The sequence below is a fragment of the Nocardia amamiensis NBRC 102102 genome (assembly GCF_001612745.1).
GTDB classification, from domain to species: domain Bacteria; phylum Actinomycetota; class Actinomycetes; order Mycobacteriales; family Mycobacteriaceae; genus Nocardia; species Nocardia amamiensis.
Map to the genome: position 1 here is coordinate 69,310 of NZ_BDBA01000016.1, position 20,609 is coordinate 89,918.

Here is a 20,609-nt window from a genome sequence, read left to right on the forward strand (position 1 = left end):
CGATCGTCCCTCGCCGATCAGACGCGTGCCGCGGCCAGATCGGCCGACGGGTCGGGAATTCCAGCGACCTCCAACAGGATTCGTGCCACCTGGGTGAGCTGGCCCGGCACCTGCTCGCGTTCGACGAGCCGGGCCGCGAAACCGCGCACCGTCTTCGCGCCGAACACATCGGTGACGCCCACGCCGTCGACGGCCAGCAGTCCGCGCACGTTCGCCACGAATGTGGTGGCCAGGATCGAGTTGGCGCCCGCATCGAAGAAGTCGGTAGTCACGCCGATCCGCTCGATGTCGAGCACCTGCGCGGCGATGTAGGCGACCGCTGCCTCCAGCGCGGTCTCCGGCGCCACGTACTCGACCTCGGCACGCCCCTGGGCCGCGCGCTCGAGCACCGCGCGGATGGCCGCGCGGTCGATCTTGCCGTTGCTGGTGAGCGGTACCTGCTCCAGGAAGTGGAGGACGTCGGGGACCATGTACTCCGGCAGCAGCTCGGCCAGGGCGGCGGCCACCGCGACGGTGTCGACCACTTGCCCGGACTCGGCGCCCACCGCGGCCAAGCTCAGCCGTCCGAAGACGACCGCCGCCACCGCCTCTCCGACCTCGGGCAGGGTCTTGGCGGCGGCCTCCACCTCACCCAGTTCGACGCGGTAGCCACGGATCTTCACCTGATGGTCGGCCCGGCCGAGGAAGTCGATGGTGCCGCCGGGCAGATAGCGCGCCAGATCGCCGGTGCGGTACCAGCGGATGTCGTTCGCCGTGACGAACCAGTCGGCGGTGCGCTCGGGATCGCCGCGGTAGCCGTCGGCCACGCTGACGCCGCCGATCCACAGCTCACCGGTGACCCAGTCGGGAGCGTCCTCGCCGCGCTCGTTCACCACGCGGCAGTGCACACCGGACAGCGGGCGGCCGTACGGTACGGCGGTCCACTCGGCGGGGAACTCGTCGGTGACCTCGTACACGGTGGAGTGGATCGCGGTTTCGGTGGTGCCGCCCAGACCGGCAAAGCGCAGTCCGGGAACCTGAGCCCGGATCCGAGCAGCCACCCCCGCATCCACGCGGTCGCCGCCCGTGATCACCACGCGCAGGGTGCGTAACTGCTCGGCGGTTGCGGAATCGAGCAGCATGCCGATCAGGGCGGGCGCGCAGTTGAGCACCGAAACCCGGTGCGCCGCGATGAGTTCCGCCCAGGACGCACCGTCACGCATCTTGTCAGCGTCGATACAGACCACCGCGCCGCCGAGCGCGAGCGGGCTGAACATGTCGAACACCGACAGGTCGAACTCCAACGCTGACAGGCCGATGGTGCGGTCGTCGGCGTGCAGCGCGAATTCCTCGGCGATCGCGTCGATGGTGTTGGCGGCCGCGCGGTGGCTGACCTCGACACCCTTCGGTTCGCCGGTGGACCCGGAGGTGAACAGCACGTAGGCGAGGGCGTCGGGAGCAGGCACGACGGCCCGCTCGGCGCGCGGGCCGGAGACGGACTCGTCGAAGACGATCCGCTCGATATCCTTGGGCACGTCGACCGCCGCACCGGTGATCACGGCACGAACCAGGCCGCGCGCGAGGATGCGGTCGCGGCGGGCGACCGGCTGATCGGTGCCAACCGGCAGGTACACCGCGCCCGCGGCGAGGACGCCGAGCACGGAGATCACCTGCTGATGACCCTTGTGCACGATAACGGCGACGGTGTCGCCGTGATTCACGCCCGCGGTGGTCAGCGCCTTCGCCAGCGACAAAGCCTGCTCGGCGACCGCGCCGTAGGTCAGTTCCTCGCCCTGCGACGTCACGACGGCGACGCGCTCCGGCTGACATACCGCGCGCTCGAAGAAATCCGCGTGCAGGCTGCGTGGCGCGATGGACGCCGACGTGGTCTCGACTGCCCCCCGCGCGGAGAGCTGCTCGGCGGGCAACGCGATGGACAGCGGAGCGTTCCAGTCGGCCTCGGGCGCCAGCAGGCTGTCGAGCAGCACCCGGAACTCGGCGAACATCGACTCCATGACGCCCTCGGGCAGGGCGTCGCGGCGGGTGTCCCAGTTCACCAGCAGTCCGCCGCCGACCTCGGCCACCTGGGCGTCCAGATCGACCTGCGGGCCCTGCGACAGGATCCACACCGGGCTGCCGAACAGTCGCGTCACGCGCTCGGAGAACAGCTCACCGAGCCCGAGGCCGGAGGTGAACACCACCGACGGCGTCACCGCCGAGCCGTGCAGCTTGCCCAAATCGCGCAGCACGTCGAGACCTTCGTAGGTCGCGTTCGCCGCACAGCTGTGCAGCTCGCGCTGCAAGCGGCGAGCGCGCGCCAGCAGCGATTCGCTCTCGCGCGCGTCGACGTCGACCAGCACCGAGTTGGTGAAATCGCCGACCACCTGGTCGATCTCGTCGTGCACCGGCTCCCGGTTGAACAGCGGCAGATTCAGCAGGAACCGCTGCCGCGCCGACCAGCGCGCGATCACCTCGGAGAACACCGCGGCCAGCGTCACCGCAGGGGTGAGGCCATGGCCGTGGGCCAGGGCGTACAGTCGCGTCTTGCCTTCCGGCTCGAGCCAGTGATGGAAGCGCACGCTTCGCGACTGGTCGGCGCGACGGGCTTCCGGGATCGTCGGCAGTTCGGCGGTTCCGGGCAGGCTCGGCAGCTTCTCGGTCCACCAATGACGAGCGGCCTCGTGCTCATCGGCCGGGATGCGGTCGCCGCGCTCGGCCAGGTACTGCCGGAAGCTGTAGCCGACCGGCGCCAGCGCCGCGTCGGACTCGTAGGCGGCGGCGAGATCGTCGAGGATGCGCCGGTAGCTCATGGCGTCGGCGGCGAGCATGTCGACGTCCAAGTGCAGGCGGTGCTTACCGCCGGGCAGCAGGGTGAGCACGAACTCGACCACCCGGCCCGCTGCCACGTCCAGCAGCTGGTGGCTCATCCGGTCGCGCATGCGCTCGAGTTCGGCGTCCGCGTCGGCGTCGTCGCGCAGGTCCACCACGCGGTACACCGACTGCGGCGGTTGCGCCAGGATGCGCTGCCCGCCGGCCTCGCCGAAGGCGGCCCGCAGCTGGTCGTGCCGCGAGACCACCTGTGCGACAGCACGTTCCAGACGATCGGGATCGGCACCCGCGCCGTCGAACTCGACGTATAGGTGCGCCGCGACACCGCCGAGGGCCTGCCCGGACTGGCGTCCGACCCAGTAGGCGTGCTGCATGGTGGCCAGCGCGAATTCGTCGTCCTCGGTACCCGTGGTGTCCTCGGTGAGCGGCGCGGAGTCGGCTGGAGCCGGCGTGGGGCTGGCCGGGGCGGCGGGCTTACCACCGGACAGCAGCCCGGCCCACGCCTCGATCGTCGGTTCCAGCGCCAGTTGCGAACTCTGCACCCGGTAACCCTGGCGACGCCATGTGCCGGACAGCTTCATCAGCAGCATGGAGTGCAGGCCCAGGCGGACCAGATCGTCACTGTCGCCAATGGACTCACCGGGAACACCCAGTAAGGCCGCGACATCAGCACGTAGCTGGTCTTTCGAAATCACGTGACTCCTCAGATCAAAACCTATTAGCTAGGTTAGGCTTGCCTAGCCTAACACGACAGGGAATCTCGCTTCGGCATTACCCGGGCGGGCCCGTGCAGGTCCGCGATGTCTACGCGCCTGCCGCGGCACGGAGCGCACCGAATAGGTCCGAGAGCGGCAGGTCCAGCGCATCCGGCACGCGCGCGACGAGTTCGGCGACCACCTGCGCGGCGCGCTGGGCATACGTCTCGTCGAGGATGTCGGTCCGGTACTCGACCTCGAGGCGCACCTGCTCGTCCTCGCCGATCTCGAACGCCAGCGCCAGCGGATAGTGCACGACGCCCTTGAAGACGGTCTCGCAGGTCACGCGCGCGCAGCCGGGAATCGGGACGCCACGCAGCGGGGTGTTCTTCACCAGCGCCATCACCTCGGCCACCGGGAAACGTCTGCCGTCGCCGCGCAGTGCGGTGAGAATCGGGCCGTAGTCGACGGAGGAGAATTCCATCGACCCGTAGACCGTCGAGACCGCGTCGCGCAGCGCGTCCTTCGTGCTCGCCGCCGGATCGAAGGTGAAGCGCATGGGCACCACGTTGCCGCAATAGCCGACCTTGTCGGCCGCATCGCCCGGCTGCCGGTTGTCGGCGGGCACCAGCAGCACATAGTCGTCGGCGCCGGTCAGAGCGGCGATACTCAGCGCGGACAGGACGATGAGTACCGCATTCGGCGTCGCGCCGATCTCGCGGGCGACGCCGGCGAGCGCGGCGACATCGGCGGGATCGATCGGGCGGGTGAGATAGGCCCCCGGCCCCTCCCCCATCACCGAGAACCAGCTCTCTTCGGGAGTGGTCTCGGGCAGCCTGCCGGACAGCGGATAGCGAAGACCCTCGGCCGCCCAGGTCCGTACCGCGTGCCGCACGGCCCGGTCCAGCGCGGCGACCGGACGTGTGGGCGCCTGCGGTGCGGACGGCGCAGCCGCCTCGGCCGAACCCGCACGCGCCACCAGCTTACTGAGAATCGGGGGCAGCGCGGTCTCATCACCGGCCAGGTGGTGCAGTACCAGCACCATGGCGACACCGTTCTTGCCAGCGTAGGCGCGCGCGCGAATGGGCGGGTCCTGTCGTAGCCGGAACGACGCGGTCGACAGCGCCACGGCGGCGGCACGGACGGTCTGCTCGTGCGTGCGCCCCTCGGCGGCCTCCTCGGATTCGGGCATCGAGCCCCACTCCCAGACCTTGCCCGGGACGACCCAGCGACCGTCCCGGCGTTTCGGCTCGCGCCGCGCCACGCCATCGTCGCCAACGACGATGACCGAACCGAGCACCTCGGAGGCGTTGACCAGCCGCTCGTACGAGGCGACGACCTCGTCCAAGGTGTAGGAGTCGTCGAATTCCAGCAAGACGCCGTAGTTGTGCGAAATGGATTCCGGGTCCAGCTCGTAGATCTTCCACATCCGTCGTTCGGCGATGCCGAGGCCGCCGTCCGATCGTTCGGGCCACGCGGGCTCGGCGTCGGCCGCGCTCTGATCACCCGCGATGCCCGCGTCGGCGAGCCGCCGTCGCATGAGTTCCATTTGCGCGTCGGTCAGTACGTTCATGCTTCTCCTAGCCGTGGAGTGCGGGGCCGGCCGTACCGGTCGTCGGCACCGGGAAGTGCCGGCGGCACAGCGGAATCAGTAGTCGAACTGCGGGTCGCCCGCGCAGTCGACGTTCTGGCAGAACGCCTTCCAGTCGAACTTCCACAGACCGCCGTCGCGCACCAGGTAATAAGTCGCCGATGTTGCCGGGAATCCGGCGATGAGCCCCTCACCACGGACGGTGAGCCGGTTACCGTTGATCTGCACCGGACCGACCGCACGGCCCTGAATAGTGAAGAAATCTAAGGTCTGACTGAACGACATGGCCTGCTTGACGACGGAGCGCACCTTGTCGCCGCCGTAGCTGACCTCGACCTTCTGATCGATGGAGATATTCGGGTTGTAGAACGCCGCGTACAACCGCTCCAGCTTCTCCAGCGAGGGGACCTCATCACGGACGTAGAGGTCCGCGGCGGTGGCGTCGCGAATCGAGATGTCCGCGGCGGCCGGGTGGGCCAGGCCGAAGCCGAGCAGAGCGGCGAGTACCGAGACGACAGCGACCTTGATGAGTTTTGTCATGACAACCTCCATTGACTTACCGAAATCCATTGCCGGGCAAACTTGTTTCCGACGCGCGCCCAGCAGTACGCGCCCGGGGGAAACGGCGATGCAGATGTCACCGTGGCGGCAACATCGGCATCCGCATTCGAGCGTGGGATTCGCAGCAGGTGATTACCGCGCGACGCTGCCCGCCTTCGAGCGGATGAGGTCTTCCAGATCGCCCACCGAGGCGGCCTCCGACATCTCCCGCTCGGTCAGCTGCACGCCGAGCCGCTCCTCGATGGCGACGACGCCGATGGCGAAGGCTACCGAGTCGAGACCCAGATCCTCGACCAGCAGCGAGGACCGGCTGACGTCGGCGAGCGGGAGGTCGAGATCTTCTTCCAGAATGCTGTTGAGCGTGTCACGGATGTGGTCGGACATCAGGTACTCCTCAGAGACGAAACGATTAGTTCTGCCGGCATGGCCTCGGAAAGCGCACAACCCGGGTGCGTGGTCATCGGCGTGCGGGCGCGTGGTCCGGGAACCGGTGGACCTCAGCGCCGGTGGGTGTCCTCTTCGAACACCTCCTCGTCCGTTACACCGAAGCTGGTGAACGCGGTATTGCGCTGCAGGCGGTACACCTCACGGCCGAGCACGGAGTTGAGGATCTTCGCATTGCGGACCGCGCCGATGTCCAGGTTGGGAGCAGAGACACCGACGGCATGCGCCTCGGCATTGGCCACGAAGATTCGGCCGGACAACGCCTCATCAGCGGCCACGGCGTGGTTGGACTCGATAACCAGGCGGTCGCGGGAATCGCGCCTCAGCCGGTCGGCGACCTGGGCGAGAAAATCGGTCTTGCGCTGTGTGTACCCGGTGGCCGCGATGACGAGGTCCGCGGTGTGCGCCAGCGATGATCCGGTGTCCAGATGCCGTCCGCGGATGCGCAACCGGCCATCGGCCAGCGTGTCGAGGCCCTCGACCGCGACACCGTTGCGCAACTGCACTTGCGGCAGCTTCTCCAGCAGCCGGCGACGGTAGAGCAGATCGTGCAGGCGTGCCAGGGTCTCGCTGGAGATACCCTTGTGGAACTGCCAGTGTCCCGCGCGCACCTGATCGCGAGTCTCCTCCGGCAGGCTGTGGAAATAATCCATGTAGGCCGGGGTGGTCATTTCCAGCGACAGCTTGGTGAAGTCGAGCGGAGCGAACCACGGAGTGCGGGTCCACCACTGCACCGCAGGACCGCCCCGCAGGTTGGCCTCGAGCAGATCGATGACGATCTCGGCGCCGGACTGGCCGGAGCCGATCACGGTGACCGAATCAGCCTGGTGCGCCGCATTCTGATGGAACAGGTACTGCGAGCTGTGCACCAACGCGGGTGAGGCGGTCGAGAGTTCGCGAGGGATCGCTGGTTCTGTGCCGACACCCACCACCACGTGGCTGGCGTGGATCACCGAGGCGTTGTCGTGACCGGTCACCGACACCTCGAAGTGCTGCGCCTGCTCGTCCCAGCGCACCGCCTCGACCGTTGTGGAGAACCGCAGCGACGAGAGCTTGCCGACCGCCCACAGCAAGTACGCCTCGTACTCGCGCCTGGTCGGGAAGAAGTCCTCGCGCACCAGGAACGGGTACAGCCGGTCGACGTCGGCCAGGTAGGCGAGGAACGACATCGGATGCGTCGGATCGACCAGGCTGACCAGATCGGACAGGAAACTGACCTGGAGCTTGGCCTCCTCGAACATGAGGCCGGGATGCCAGCGGAACTCCTCGACGGAGTCGACCACCAGCACCTCGACATCGTCGACCGTCGAGGCCATGGCCGCCAGGCCGATATTGAACGGACCACATCCGATCGCGAGGATGTCGACCTTCTGGACTTCACTCATGGATCTTCACCATCTCGTCGCGATCGCTGCGCAAGCCTTCCGACTCCACTTCCAGGCCCATGCGCAGGAGTTCGTCGAACAACGAATCGATGTCCTGCTCGGTCGATTCGGGATTGAGCAGAGTGAGTTTCAGGCAGGTGCGCGGCGCACCCTCGCCGTGCACCCGCACCTGGGTGCGCCCGATCAGCGCCTTGCCGGAGCTGATCAGGCGGCGCCGCAGTTCGCCGTTCACCTGGTCCAGATCCAGATCCTCGCAGCGGTAGCGGAACACCACCGTGGTCAGGGTTACCGGCGCCACCAGCTCGAGCTGGAGCTCGGTGCCGATCCGGCGCTCGGCGAAGCGGGCCAGCTCATGACAGGTGTCGAGCATCTCGCCCAACCCATCGCGGCCGTAGGCCAGAAAGGTCGCGGCCACCTTGAGCACATCCGGACGGCGGGTGGTCTGGAGGGTCTGGCCGAGCAGACCGCCGAAACCGGCTTCCACGTCGTCGTCGGGGTTGAGGTAGGCGACCGAGCGATTCAGCGAGGCGAAGCGCTCCTGATTCGCGAGCAGCAGCACGCTGGCGGCGGCCGGTTGCCAGCCGACCTTATGCAGATCCAGCGTCACCGAATCGGCGCGTTCGATACCGGTGAGCAGGCCGGACAACCTGTCGGAGAACAGCGATCCGAAGCCGTAGGCCGCGTCGACGTGGAACCACACATTGTGCCGGGCAGTGATCTCGGCGATTTCGGGCAGCGGGTCGATCGAGCCGAAGTCGGTGGTGCCCGCGGTGGCGACGACCGCGACCGGAGTGTGGGTCTCGGCGAGTTCGGTCAGCAGCTGATCGAGGGCTTCCGGGATCATCCGGTGCTCGGAGTCGACCGGCACCGGGCTCGTCGCCGCTTCACCGAGACCCAGCGTGGCGCACGCGCGGTGGATCGAGAAGTGCGCCACCCGCGAGCACAGCACCACCGGACGGGGCAGCACGCTCACACCGTTCTGCCGGATATCGAAGCCGAGCTGCGCCGCACCGTAGTCACGAGCGATCAGCAGCGCCAGCAGGTTGGAGTAGGACCCGCCGGGACCGAAGACACCACCGGCGGTCTCGGGAAGGCCGACCAGACGGGCCAGCGCGCTGACGGTCCACTTCTCGATGGCCAGCGTGGCCGGGCCGGAGTCGTAGGTGTCCAGCGAGGCATTGGTGGCGCTGGCCAGCGCGTCGGCGACCACCGCGACGGTCAGCGGCGGAGGCTGTAGGTGTGCCGCGCACAGCTTGTGGGTCAGGTCCAGGCCGTAGGCGGCGATCAGATCGGCCAGCTGCGCCAATGCGGCCGATTCGCCCACCCCGGTATCCGGAATGCGCTCGGGCCCCAGCGCTTCCGCGACGACGTCGAGCACCTCGGCAGGATCACCGGATGGCAGCGGCGACCGATGGTGACGGCTCTCCTCGACCGCCGCGGCCAGCTGCGCGAGTCCGCCACCTGCGGCAGCCCAACCGTCGCCCGGACCGGCGAACTTGGATGACCTCCCCCAAGGGAAAGTGGATTCATGTGACACTGAAAGCCCCACTACGTTGAATGACGTTGAGAACGAACTTGTTTCGGCCGAGATGGTCGGCGCGCGCGAGCCTCGTCGCAGCGACCCGCACCATCACCTCGCGGTGGCTACCCCGGCCGTAGCGGCACCGCCGCCGCCCGCGCGCCCGAGCGGACCCGCCGTCGCGCATGTTCCGGCCGGGCGTAGGTCGAGACGGTCATGCTCCTCCCGGCGTCGGGTCGTCCGTGGCTCCCGGTGGATCCGTCCGCGCGAGCCGGTAGGCCGCGGTACCGGAATCAGCGTCGGAGGTCGCGGCCCGGTCGAAGACCACACGTCGGTGAGCGGATGCCCGCACGCTCACCCAGTCACTGCGAATGGGAATGAGTTCCCCGCGCGCCCAGTACGGCGCCTGATCCTCGAAGTTCGGCGAGCGCGGATCACCGCTGACACCCAGCGGCACGATCCAGCGGCCGGCGTCGCGGTCGGCCAGATCCCAGACGTATCGCGCCGCCGAGCCCAGGCTGCACGCATGGGAGAACCCGACCGCGCTCGCATTGGCGAAAACGCATTCGGAATCACCGCCCAACGGCAACCGGCTCGGCCGCACGCGGGCCGACATCTCGGGATGCTTCGGCGACATCCCGGCCAGATCCATGCCGTGCAGCGGGTGCAGCACGTGCACGCTGCCCCAGGTCGGAACGGCCTCCAGCTCGGCCAGATGCGCGGCGACCGCCTCGACCGACTCGGCGAGCAGCCGGTTGACGTCCACGCCGACACCGGATGCGCCGCGCAGCACCGAGTCCAGGGCCGCCGCGAGCCGCGTCTCCACCACGAACCACGGGTTGAGCACCGGCGAGAACAGATGTGGCTCGGCCAGTCCGGCAAGGGATTCGTGGCGGGCGATGGCGCGGACCAGGCGGGTGCGCACTTCCGCGAACACGTAGGCGTCGGTGCTGTCGGCCCGCATGGCACCGTCCCAGGTGAGCAGCCTGCGACGCACCTCGTCACCGGCCGGGGTCAATGCGGTCAGCGCCGGTAGCATGCCGCGGATGACGTCGGCTTGTTCATTGGCGACATCGCCGTGGATGCGTTCGCAGCCATCCACGGAGACCGCCGGATCAGCGGCGAGCAGCTCACCGATCCGCGCCCCGCGCGCCGATGCCGCGCATTCGGTGGTGACCGGTTGCAGCGGAAGCGAATCCGAGATGCGCTGGTTGGCGATCACCGAATAGTCGGACACGCCCGCGTCGAAGCTGTCGTCGGTCACCGACGGCGTGACGAAGCCGCGCCACTGATACCGCTCGTCCCAGCCGGGAACCGGCAGCCAGTAGTTCTCGTGCGCGCGCACCGGAATCTTGCCGACCACATGGTGGGTTACCCGCCCGCTGGTGTCGGCGATGACAATCCGGTTGACCGGCTCCACCCACTCCCGCATGGCCTGCTCGACATCGCCGACGGTCTTGGCGAACAGCACGTCCAGCGCGGCGTCGAAGGTGACCTCAGGGTCGTTCAGCATCGGGCTGCGCAGGCTCAGCGCGAAGGACTCATCCGGCTCGCCGAACAGCACCGGTCCGTTGCCGGTGGTGATGATCTCGAGTTCGACCGGGTCGCCGTCGCGCACCAGGATCTGCTCACGCCGGATATCGGCCGCGCGAACACCGTCGGCCGATTCGGCGTGCACCTGGGTGCCCGATCGGCTGAGCCGCTCCAGGTAGAGGTCCTGATAGTCAGCCATGGCATTGGTGATCCCCCACGCCACCGTGCCGGAATGGCAGAAGTGCGGAACTCCGGGAACACCGGCGAAGGAGAAGCCGACGACGTCGAACTCCGGACAGGCGAGGTGGAACTGCTGGTAGATTCCGGGCAGTTCCAAGAAGCGATGCGGATCGCCCGCGATCAGCGGCGCACCGGTCGCGGTGCGCGTCGCGGCGACACCCCACGCATTGCTCCCGGACAGGGGTTCACCGAACGATTCGCGCGGTGCCTCGGTCCCCGGCGCGGCATTCTCGGTGAACTGGGCGAGCAGGTCGGTGACGAATGCCTCGTCGGGGTAGTCGGGCACGGTCTCCGAGGTGGCGTCGACGCCCTCGCAGTCGAACAGCGACAGTGCGCTGGCGCCGAGCCCGCGGACCGCGTGCACACGCCACAGCTTCGTGGTGAAGCGCCCAAAAAGAATGTGGTGCAACAGGAAAGCCGAGATCGGGGTCCACGGCTGCCACGGTGTCGGCCGATGGCCTAGTTCGGTCAGCTCGATAGCGTCCGCGGTGTCGACTGTGGCGTTGACACCGTCGACGTAGGCGCGGATCAGCCGCTGCGAACGCTCCGACGACGCTTCATAGATCCGGTGGGCGGCACGGTCGAGCTGGGCGCGACGGGCGAATTCGTCCCAACCGATGCCGTCCAGCCCGAAGACCTCAGCGCTGCGACCCTCGGCACGCAGGCGGATGAACTCGAGCTGCCAGGCCCGGTCGACCCCGCACGCATAACCCTGGCCGAAGAGCGCGCCCTCGGCCGAATCCGCGACGATATGCGGGATGCCCTCGGCGTCCCGGATGATCTCCAGGTCCGCCGTCACGGCGTTGCCGGTCGTCATGAGACCGCCACCTCCTCGGCGCGCAGCGAATCGGCCGCGGACCGATGGCCCGCGATTGGGTTCACCAGTTCGTGGTCGGCGTCGACCAGGGTCGAATACGAATCACCGAGATTCACCATGCGCCGGTTGTTCGACAGCTGAAGACGATTCATATGAATCGCCTTGAAGGTCGGTGCGAACAGATTCCATCTCCGGAACTTCTCCGCCATATCGGGATGCAGTTGCTGAAATTCGATCACGCCCCGCGCGACAATGGCCCAGAAGTCCTCGTCCGCGACCAGTCCGCGCGAATGCAGGATCAGCGCCAGGTGGCGCAGGTAATCGTCGAAGATATCCGAGAGCACACCCATATTGCGGATCTCGTCGGCCTCCTCGGTCACTGCGCGACGGCAGGTGTCCGGAATACCTTCCGGCGCCGCGAAAATGGAGACCTCTTCACCGATATCCTTGAGGATGCCGCGCACCGGCACACCGCCGTCGAACACGAGAATCAGGTTCTCGCCGTGCGGGGAGAACTTGAACTCGTACTTGTACAGCAGATACATGATCGGCTGGAGGTAGCAGCGCAGGTACCGGACCAGCCATTCCTCGGCGGGCAGACCCGAACGACGGATGATCGCCCCGACCAGCGGATCGCCGTGGTGGTCGAGATGCAGCAGCGCGGCCATGGTGGCGAGCCGCTCGTTCTCGTCGAGCAGCGGAACCGGGCTCTCACGCCACAGCGCCGACAGCAGCTTGCGGTACTCCGAGCCCGGCTCGGTGAGGGCGTTGTAAGTGGTGCTCCGGTAGCCTATGGCCGCCACCTCGTACAGCATCTCGAAGCCGAGCGATTTCAGATATGGGTCGCCATTCACCTGGGCGCGGACCCAGTCGTTGATCGGCGGGGTGGTCCGCATGTAATCAGCGGACATGCCACGGGTGAAGCCCATGTTGACGATCGACAGCGCCGTCTTCACGTAGTGGCGGGCCGGATTCGACACATTGAACAGGGTTCGGATGGACTGCTGCGGCTGGTACAGATCCGGTGCGTCGCCGACCTTCACGATCTTCTGCTCCGCGATATCGACCGCGTAGATGCGCGCGATCTTCTGCACCCATTGCCACGGGTGCACGGGCATGTAGTAGTAGTACGCCGGTTCGAGGCCGCGGGCGATGAGCACGGCGTCGAAACGCCCGAGCGTCTCCGCGCCGAGTTCTTCGCGCACCAGGCTGTCGTAGTCGAGCCCGGACACCGCGGCGAAATCGGTGTTCTCCCGCAGCACGGCCACCCAGGTCAGCGGGAATCGCTCACCCGATTCGGGTGCATAGCGCTCCACATCGTCGGCACTGAAGCCGAGCCGTCCGGCATTGGCGACGATGCAGGGGTGCCCCTCGGTCATTGTCCGCTCGATGGTCTGGAAGTCCGCTTCCGCCAGCCCCACCGCCGCGATGCGCCGCGAGTCGGGACGGTTCGTGCTGATGGCCAGGGTGTTGGTGAGCTCCTCGAGGTATTCCGGCAGGGCGTGCGAGGCAATGCCGAGGGAGTTGCTGAGATCGACGATGAGGTCGATCGCATCGACGCGCAATTCCTCGCCGTCGCGTACCCGCCGCAGCGATGATTCGTCGATGCTCCAGCTGTCCAGCAACAGGACCTCGGCGCGGAACCGGTACTCGGTACGGCCGTCGTCGGAATGGACCACGTACACACCGGGCGACAGCTCGACGGGCTGCACGAAACGCTCATGGCAGAACTCGGACAGGATCTTCTTCGCGATCCTGGCGTTGTAGGTCTGCCAATACGAACAACTGTGGGCCGAAGCCGCGATACTACTCAAAACGCTGCCTTCTCAGGAATTGGAACGCTGATCGACGGCTGCCAGAGACCGCCCGTTGTCGGTCACCCGAATGAAATCCGCCCGGGTGCAGTAGCTGAGCCGTGCTACCTTGTCCGCCACCGGATAATCGCCGACGACCACGAATCCGACCCCGGCATTGAGCGCCTGCACATCCAGGTTGCGCACATCCGGCTCGACCACGACGCGCTGCGCGCCGAGTTCGAAGAACGCGGTCCGCATGATGTGCAGCATCACGTTCCCGGTGAACGCCGGTAGTCGGCGATCGGTGCTGGCGACCAGCAGGTGCATGCCGATATCGCCCGGCTCGTGTGCGTACCCTGTGCCGGGTTTGGCCAGATCGCTGGTCACGGGGTTGTACAGCTCGAAGAGAAACTGCGGTTCGTTCTCGAAGTAGCCGATGCGCATACCGAACCGCGGGTCGGGATCGGTGCCCGCCTCCCGGATCAGTTCCACCACGTCGGCCACGCTGCTGTTGAGCATGCCCCAGTACGCCGACTTCGGATGATTGAGCCAACGGTGGGCGACCACCGCATCACGCTCGATATCCATTGGCCGGGACTCGAAGTGATACACCGGCGTGGTCATACTCTCCGGGCCGGGAGCGGGGCTGTCCCACTTCCCTTCGATCAGCAGATCGAGCAGGCGCACGTAGTAGTCGAACATCGACCGCGCGGTTTTGGGCGCCAGGTCCGGGGTGCGTACGCCCCAGTTGACCAGCAGACCTCCCGACACCTCGACGACTTTCGCGTCGAGCACCATCTGCGGGCCCTGCGAGACGATCCAGGACGGCTCGCCCAGCACCTCGGACACCACCGGGGAGAACAACTCACCGAGCCCGAGCGCACTGGTGAACACCACCGGGGACACCATCGGTTCGCCGAACTCGCGCAGCACATCCAGGCTCCCACCGGTGCCACGGCCCGCGGCCTCGTGCATCGCCGCACGCATGCCGTCGGCACGCTCGGCCAAGGGCCGCTCCTCGGCGAGGTCCACGTCAACGACGATCGTAGAGGTAAACGCACCGACCACCTCATCCACGCCGGCATGCACGGCATCACGATCGAACAGCGGCACCGTCAGGTGGAAGCGCCTGCTGGCCGAGAATGCGCCGACGGCCTCGGCGAACGCTGCCGCCATCGCCGCAGCGGGCGTCACCCCGCGCTTGCGGGCGCCTTCTTCCAGCCGCTGCCGGGCGGCGGCGGCGATCAGGTGGTGTAGACGCAGCGTCGCGGACGCCGCGTCGGCGCCAACCTCGTTCACCGGAAGTTCAGGCGGGCCGGGCAGTTCGGCGATCCTGGCCTTCCACCAGGCCACATCGGCTTCACGCGCGCGGCGGCGAGCCGACAGCGCCGCGAAGGTGACCCCCAGTTCCGGCAGGTCCTCGCCGAGGTAGAGCCGCGCCAGATCGTCCACGAGCACGCGGTAGCTCATGGCGTCGGCAGCGATCATGTCCACGGCCAGGTGGACCCGTCCGCGGCCCTCCGGCAACAGGGTCAGCTCCGCGCGCAGCACGGCACCTTCTTCGATCGGCAGGCTTCGATGGGTGCCCTGTTGCCGTCGCTGTTCCAGGGTCTCGGCGACAGACGTCGGCGAATCCTGACGCAGGTCGTGCACGGCGACCACGTCCGCATGAGCGGTGCCGATGACCTGGGTGCCGTCATGCAGAGGGCGAACGCGCAACATCGGATGGCGCTCCAGCAATGCGCCGACCGCAACACTGAAACGCTCCGGATCCATTGCGGGGCCGTCGAATTCGACGTACAGATGTGCTGCGCCGCCGCCCAGTGCGTGATCGCGCGAACGGCCGGTCCAGTACGCGTGCTGGGTGGTCGCGAGCGGGAAGGCGGCTGCCAGATCCGTGTCGTCGAAATCAAAAGTGGCGGAATCGCTTTCGCCCATCTGACATTCGGCGAGCAATGCCGCCCAGGCGTCGATCGTCGGATCGGCCGACAACCGCGCCAGATCGACGTCGTAGCCGAGCCGGCGCCACCGGCCCACCAGCCGCATCATCCGAACGGAGTCGATGCCCTGCTCGATCAGGTTGCCACCACGATTGATCTCGTCGGCGGAGATCTCGAGCAGCGAAGCGATCTGCACTCGGAGATCGATCTCCGTACCCAGCTCTGGACGAGCAACCACCATCAGAACGCCTCTCGCAGATCAAGAACTACGCCCAGTTAGTGCACCCTAAAAAATTAGGGTGCACTAACTAGCCATCCGAGCATAGCTAATCATGACCCGCGCAAGCAAGCTTAGGCTAAGCTAATCACCTGGCCAGGGTCCACTGCCGGAGAACTCCCGAAACGCGAAAACGGGGACACTCGGGCGAATTTCCCCGCCGCTCAGGCAAATGTCCCCGTCGCTCAGTTGGTGCTCACCGGTGCCGAATTCGAGGTGATCCGCCATTCGGCGGCGTCGTGTTGATGCGCCCAGAACTCGGCGAACCGGCCGTGCGCGGTCAGCAACTCCTCGACCGTTCCGTCCTCCACGATGCGGCCTTCCTCGAGGAAGAGCACACGATCGGCGCCCGCGATGGTGGACAGCCGGTGGGTCACCACCACCCGGGTACGGTGCTGCGGATCGTCGGTGATCGCGGTGACCACTGCAGCCTCGTTCTCCGCATCCAGCGCGCTCGTACCCTCGTCCACGAGCAGCACCGACGACGGCTTGAGCAGTGCCCTGGCGATCGAAACCCGTTGGCGTTCACCGCCGGACAGCGCGGTGCCCGCGTCCCCCACCAATGTGTCGAGCCCGTCGGGCAGTCGGCTCGCGAACTCCTCGACCCGCGACAGCCGCAATGCCGAGGCCAGTTCTTCCTCGGTTGCTGCAGGGTTACCCGCGAGCACATTCTCCCGGATGGTGCCCGCGAACAGGTACGGCTGCTGGAACACCATGCTGGTCACCACCGGACGCTGTACCGGATCGAGCGCGCTGCGATCGATCCCACCGACCAGGACTCGGCCCGCCGTTGGCTTCTCCAGCCCGGCAACCAGGCTGAGCAGAGTGCTCTTGCCGGAGCCGGACGGCCCGACCACGGCGGTGACCTCACCGGAGCGGAACTCGATGTCGAATCCGTCGAGAACAGGCGGCGCGTCGTGCCCGTAATCGAATGACACCCCGCGCAGTTCGATTCCCGCTTCACCTGCCGCGGACTGCGGCTCGGCGACCGCTTCGGCAGCAGGCTCGGGCGCGTCGATGACGGCGCGAATATCGCGCAGGATACCCCGGCTGGTCTCCAGGGCGGGCGCCAGATCGGCGAGTGCGCCGAACGGCTCCAGGAACCGGACAACCACGACGATCAATGCCACCGCCTCGGGCACACCGATGGTGCCGTTCACCGCCAGCCAGGCAGTGGTGCCCGCGAGCAGCACCAGCGCGATCTGGCTGGCGACACTGAACAGGATCTGACCGGGAATGTTCAGCAGCAGCAGCCGAGTCGTCGCGCCGTGCTGCGCGGCGAGCGCAGCGCCGGCCTGGCTGCGTGCGAGTTCCACCCGGCGGGCGGCTCGCAGCGCGGCCTGGGTGCGGGCGAACTCGAGAATGCGCGCGGTGAGCGCACTGTTGGCATCCTTGGCCACCTCGTCGGCCCGGCGGGTGATCCGCCCACTCGCCCACAGCGCTCCGAGTAGCAGCGGGACGACCAGCAACGAGGCCGCGCCGAGCTGCCAGGCGACGGGCACCAACCCGATGCCGATCGCGAAGGGCAGCAGTACCGACTGCACCAGCGGCGCCACCTGATAGCCGAGCAGTCCGACCAGGTCGGGGCCGGTGCTGGCAATGGCTCGGCGGGTAGCGGCCGAGTTCTCTTCGTCGAACCAGCGCAGCGGGATGCGAGCGACCTGTGCGGAAACGTCGCTCTGCGCGTGGTCGAGGATGGTGAAGCCGAGGTCGAAGCCGACGCGCGAGGCGATGGAGTCCACGATCCAGCCCGCGGCAACCGCGACGGTCAGCGCGCCGACCACAGGCCATGCCTCGGCGGGATCGTCGCCGAACAATGCGGCGACGAGCGGGACGATCAGCACCACGCCGATCGCACGTAGGATGGTTGAGACGACGATCAGCGCGAGGTGCACGCCGAAGCGGCCACGACGCTTCGGGGGAAGCAGACTCAGCAGGGTGCGCGTCATCGGGCGTTCTCCTTCAGATCGGCGGCGAGAGCGCCTGCCTCCCACAGTTGACGGTAGCGGCCATCGGCGGTGAGCAGTTCGGGATGGGTACCCGACTCGACTACCCGACCGCCCTCGAGCACTACGATGCGGTCGGCGCCGGTGATAGTGCGCAGACGATGGGCGATCACCACCACGGTGCGCCCGACGGTCAGGCGGTTGATGGCCTGCTGCACCAGATACTCCGACTCCGGGTCTGCGAATGCGGTGGCCTCGTCCAGGATCAGCACCGGGGTATCTGCGAGCAGTGCCCTGGCGATGGTGATGCGCTGACGCTCGCCGCCCGAGAGTGCGGCATCGGCGCCGAGCACCGTGTCGTAGCCCTGTGGAAGGCGCAGGATTCGCTCGTGGATCTGCGCGTCGCGGGCCGCCTGCCGCACTGCCTCGTCGGTGGCGTCCGGCACTGCGAGGGCGATGTTCTCCCGCACCGTACCGTGCACCAGCTGCGCGTCTTGGAAGACGAATCCGACGTGCTGGTACAGCTCGTCCGGGGCGAGGGTGGCGATATCGCGGCCACCCACCCGGATACTGCCCCTGTCGAGATCGTGGAAGCGCGCTAGCAACGCGGCCAGCGTCGATTTGCCCGCACCCGACGGCCCGACCAGGGCGGTCACAGTGCCGGGCTCGAGGGTCAGGGAAACAGCGTCCACAACGGGCACACCGGGGCGGTATCCGAATGTCACCTCGTCGAGCACGACCCGGCCCGCGGGTTCGGCCGATCCCGCACCGGCGGCTCGCACGCCGAGGTCGGCCTCGTCCAGCGTGAGCTGGATGTTGCGCGCGGCGATGCGGCCTTCCTTCAGCCCGGCCAGGCCGTAGCCGATGCTGAGCAGCCGGGAGCCGAATGTGGTGCCGAGGAACAGGAACGGCAACAGATTCACCGGATCGAGGCGATCGGTTGCCACCAACGCGGTACCGACGACCAGGATCAGCCACAGGAAGGTGACGGGCCGGGTGACGATGTCCATCATGGCCTTCTTGCCGACGAACGGACGCTGCCAGGTGTCGAGGAACCGGATGTAATCGTCGAGGCTGCGCCGGAACGGCGAGGCCGCCGTGCCGCCGAAGATCCGGATGACCAGCTGACCGTCGAGGTAGGAGGTGGCCTCGCCGTTCATCCGCTCAGCCCAGCGCTGCGCCTGCACGATCTTGATGCGCGACTGCGCCACCATCGAGAACATGATGAAGACGTAGACGAGCACCGGCACCAGCAGCACCAGTCCCAACCGCCAGTCCACCCACAGCAGGTAGCCGAGCACCACCAGCGGTGCGACGACAGCGGCCACCGCATCGATGACGGCGTGCGTCACCAGATAGTGCAGCGACAGCGTGTCATTGGTGATCAGCTTGTTGACCTGCCCGGAGCTGCGCCCGGTGAACCAGCCCAGCGGCAACCGGGCAAGTTTGGTCAGCAGGCGTCCGCGCAGGTCGCGGCCGAACCGCGCGTCGACGCTGTGCAACCACAATTGCAGCGCCAGTTCGAGCAGGGCGCCGAGGCCCAGCAGCACCAGCACCCACACACCCAGTGCCCACAGAGTGGACTCATCGCTGCCCTCGAGCAGGTTGCGCGCCAGCTCCACCAGCAGCACGTACGGCGCCAGCTGAACCAGCGTGATGAGGAACTGGAGCACGCCCGCGATGTAAAGCTTCGGGCGTAACTCGGCGAACAGTCTGCTCGCCGCCTGCGAACGCCAGGTGCCCGTTAGCGCCGTGGTCGCCGGGGCGGAGTCGGCGGCCGCGACAGCAGGCTCGGGTGCCGACGCGGCTTCCGGTGCTGCTTCGGCGGCAGCCGACGCAACCGCGGCCGTGGTCTCGGTGGCCGAGGCGGGCACGAGGTCGGTGGTCTGCGCGGCCTCGATTTCGGCGCCGTCGCGCTGCTTGCCCATGGCACGCCCGTGCACCCAGTAGGCCTGGGTGTAGACGTCGGTCTTCGGGAAACCGAATTCCTTCAGCCGGGCACGGATGTGTTTGAGCGCCTTGGACTCCGGACCGGCCCACGCGTACCAATTCGACCAGTCGCGCGCCGCGAGGGCGGCGGAAAGAGCCTCTTCGGACGTGCGCGGCACCCAGTACACCTGTGCGCGCGGGTGCGGGGTCAGCGGGATGAGCAGATCGTCGTCGTGATGCTGCTCGAGATACACCTCGACCGGTATCTGCGGCGGCACGGCGGCGAGGATGGAGTTGACGGCGGGGATCGATGCGGAATCGCCGATCAGCAGGTAACCGGCCTGATCCTCGGCGACCGAAAAGCCCTTCGATCCGAACGAGGTGACCTCGATGGTCTCGCCACTCTGAACAGTGGTCGCCCACGCCGATGCAGGCCCGGCGGGTTCGTGCAGGACGAAATCGATTGCGAAGCGCCCGGATTCCTGATCTGCCTCGGCGATGGTATAGCCGCGCTGGAACTCGGTCTCCGAGCCTGCCGGGTCGGGGAACCAGATGCGTAACCAGGCGGTGGGTTCGAGGTCGATCTCATCGAACAGCGAGGGGGCGCTGAGCCACACCCGCCGCATCCGTGGTGTCGTCTGTTCGGTGCTCAGCACCGTCGCGTTGTGGTACTGAACGCCGAACGCATTCAAGACCACGGCCGAGAATCCTCTGCGCGCCATGTATTACCTGTCCTCCATCCGGTATGCCGCAAGTAGCCGACCCGGCACCGCATCGACAGAGCATTCGGGTGTGGCGGTGGTGACGAGCCCGCTCATCGCGTCCGCAGCCGGTCGGATCGGCCGCGTGCCATTGATCGGCAGTCCACGGCGACACGCGAGACGACTTGATTGCCGGTGCGGGCAACGTTGACCTGAAGCGCGCCTTGCCATCCCATCTCCGATTCAGTGTCACCGTTGCAAACTTTGGTTAGCCTACACATACCAGATTCGATTGACCAGGACGTCGAGAGTCCGCTCACCAGGCACCGACCAGACAAACCACGGCCAATCAGGCAACAATCTCGTTCGAAGTAACCGCGAGGTGGTGGCCATCCTGCGCCCACCTGCGCCCGGTGCCGCGCCGGTC

At 67.3% G+C, this 20,609-nt stretch carries 11 protein-coding genes; all 11 read right to left on the reverse strand.

The window, feature by feature from the left end; translation table 11 throughout:
• Positions 1 to 17: 17 nt before the first annotated feature.
• The 11 genes from NA4_RS04510 to NA4_RS04560 all read right to left on the reverse strand — a co-directional run bounded on the left by NA4_RS04510 (position 18) and on the right by NA4_RS04560 (position 20,203).
• Positions 18 to 3,503, reverse strand: a complete 3,486-nt coding sequence (locus NA4_RS04510; protein ID WP_067464257.1) for a non-ribosomal peptide synthetase — start codon at positions 3,501 to 3,503, stop codon at positions 18 to 20.
• Between the two features lie 109 nt (positions 3,504 to 3,612).
• The gene (locus tag NA4_RS04515) at positions 3,613 to 5,076 is read right to left on the reverse strand and encodes a condensation domain-containing protein (RefSeq protein ID WP_067464260.1); all 1,464 of its coding nucleotides are present in this window, start codon (positions 5,074 to 5,076) and stop codon (positions 3,613 to 3,615) included.
• A 75-nt stretch (positions 5,077 to 5,151) separates the two neighbouring features.
• On the reverse strand, positions 5,152 to 5,634 hold the full coding sequence (locus NA4_RS04520) for an MTB12 C-terminal domain-containing protein (RefSeq protein WP_067464355.1): 483 nt from the start codon (positions 5,632 to 5,634) through the stop codon (positions 5,152 to 5,154).
• A 153-nt stretch (positions 5,635 to 5,787) separates the two neighbouring features.
• On the reverse strand, positions 5,788 to 6,039 hold the full coding sequence (locus NA4_RS04525; protein WP_067464263.1) for an acyl carrier protein: 252 nt from the start codon (positions 6,037 to 6,039) through the stop codon (positions 5,788 to 5,790).
• Between the two features lie 113 nt (positions 6,040 to 6,152).
• Positions 6,153 to 7,484 (reverse strand): lysine N(6)-hydroxylase/L-ornithine N(5)-oxygenase family protein, encoded by a 1,332-nt coding sequence (locus tag NA4_RS04530; RefSeq protein WP_067464265.1) that lies wholly within the window; start codon positions 7,482 to 7,484, stop codon positions 6,153 to 6,155.
• Positions 7,477 to 9,021 (reverse strand): pyridoxal phosphate-dependent decarboxylase family protein, encoded by a 1,545-nt coding sequence (locus tag NA4_RS04535; protein ID WP_067464267.1) that lies wholly within the window; start codon positions 9,019 to 9,021, stop codon positions 7,477 to 7,479. Before NA4_RS04535 ends, NA4_RS04530 begins: the two co-directional genes overlap by 8 nt.
• Before the next feature lie 196 nt (positions 9,022 to 9,217).
• Positions 9,218 to 11,593 carry a penicillin acylase family protein gene (locus NA4_RS04540; protein ID WP_067464269.1) on the reverse strand — a complete coding sequence of 792 codons (2,376 nt, stop codon included), beginning with the start codon at positions 11,591 to 11,593 and terminating at the stop codon, positions 9,218 to 9,220.
• Positions 11,590 to 13,407: an IucA/IucC family protein gene (locus NA4_RS04545; protein WP_067464272.1), complete on the reverse strand. Its 1,818-nt coding sequence runs from the start codon at positions 13,405 to 13,407 to the stop codon at positions 11,590 to 11,592. The genes NA4_RS04540 and NA4_RS04545 overlap by 4 nt, the downstream gene beginning before the upstream one ends.
• A 12-nt stretch (positions 13,408 to 13,419) precedes the next feature.
• Positions 13,420 to 15,570 carry a GNAT family N-acetyltransferase gene (locus NA4_RS04550; protein WP_084496802.1) on the reverse strand — a complete coding sequence of 717 codons (2,151 nt, stop codon included), beginning with the start codon at positions 15,568 to 15,570 and terminating at the stop codon, positions 13,420 to 13,422.
• A 221-nt stretch (positions 15,571 to 15,791) separates the two neighbouring features.
• Positions 15,792 to 17,555, reverse strand: a complete 1,764-nt coding sequence (locus NA4_RS04555; protein ID WP_067464278.1) for an ABC transporter ATP-binding protein — start codon at positions 17,553 to 17,555, stop codon at positions 15,792 to 15,794.
• Positions 17,552 to 20,203 (reverse strand): ATP-binding cassette domain-containing protein, encoded by a 2,652-nt coding sequence (locus tag NA4_RS04560; protein WP_067464280.1) that lies wholly within the window; start codon positions 20,201 to 20,203, stop codon positions 17,552 to 17,554. The genes NA4_RS04555 and NA4_RS04560 overlap by 4 nt, the downstream gene beginning before the upstream one ends.
• Between the last annotated feature and the right edge of the window lie 406 nt (positions 20,204 to 20,609).

Excerpts from the sequence above, each read along its gene's own strand:
- NA4_RS04515 (WP_067464260.1), bottom strand. The coding sequence starts at position 5,076 with ATGAACGTACTGACCGACGCGCAAATGGAACTCATGCGACGGCGGCTC.
- NA4_RS04520 (WP_067464355.1), bottom strand. The coding sequence starts at position 5,634 with ATGACAAAACTCATCAAGGTCGCTGTCGTCTCGGTACTCGCCGCTCTG.
- NA4_RS04525 (WP_067464263.1), bottom strand. The coding sequence starts at position 6,039 with ATGTCCGACCACATCCGTGACACGCTCAACAGCATTCTGGAAGAAGAT.
- NA4_RS04530 (WP_067464265.1), bottom strand. The coding sequence starts at position 7,484 with ATGAGTGAAGTCCAGAAGGTCGACATCCTCGCGATCGGATGTGGTCCG.
- NA4_RS04540 (WP_067464269.1), bottom strand. The coding sequence starts at position 11,593 with ATGACGACCGGCAACGCCGTGACGGCGGACCTGGAGATCATCCGGGAC.
- NA4_RS04550 (WP_084496802.1), bottom strand. The coding sequence starts at position 15,570 with ATGGTGGTTGCTCGTCCAGAGCTGGGTACGGAGATCGATCTCCGAGTG.
- NA4_RS04555 (WP_067464278.1), bottom strand. The coding sequence starts at position 17,555 with ATGACGCGCACCCTGCTGAGTCTGCTTCCCCCGAAGCGTCGTGGCCGC.
- NA4_RS04560 (WP_067464280.1), bottom strand. The coding sequence starts at position 20,203 with ATGGCGCGCAGAGGATTCTCGGCCGTGGTCTTGAATGCGTTCGGCGTT.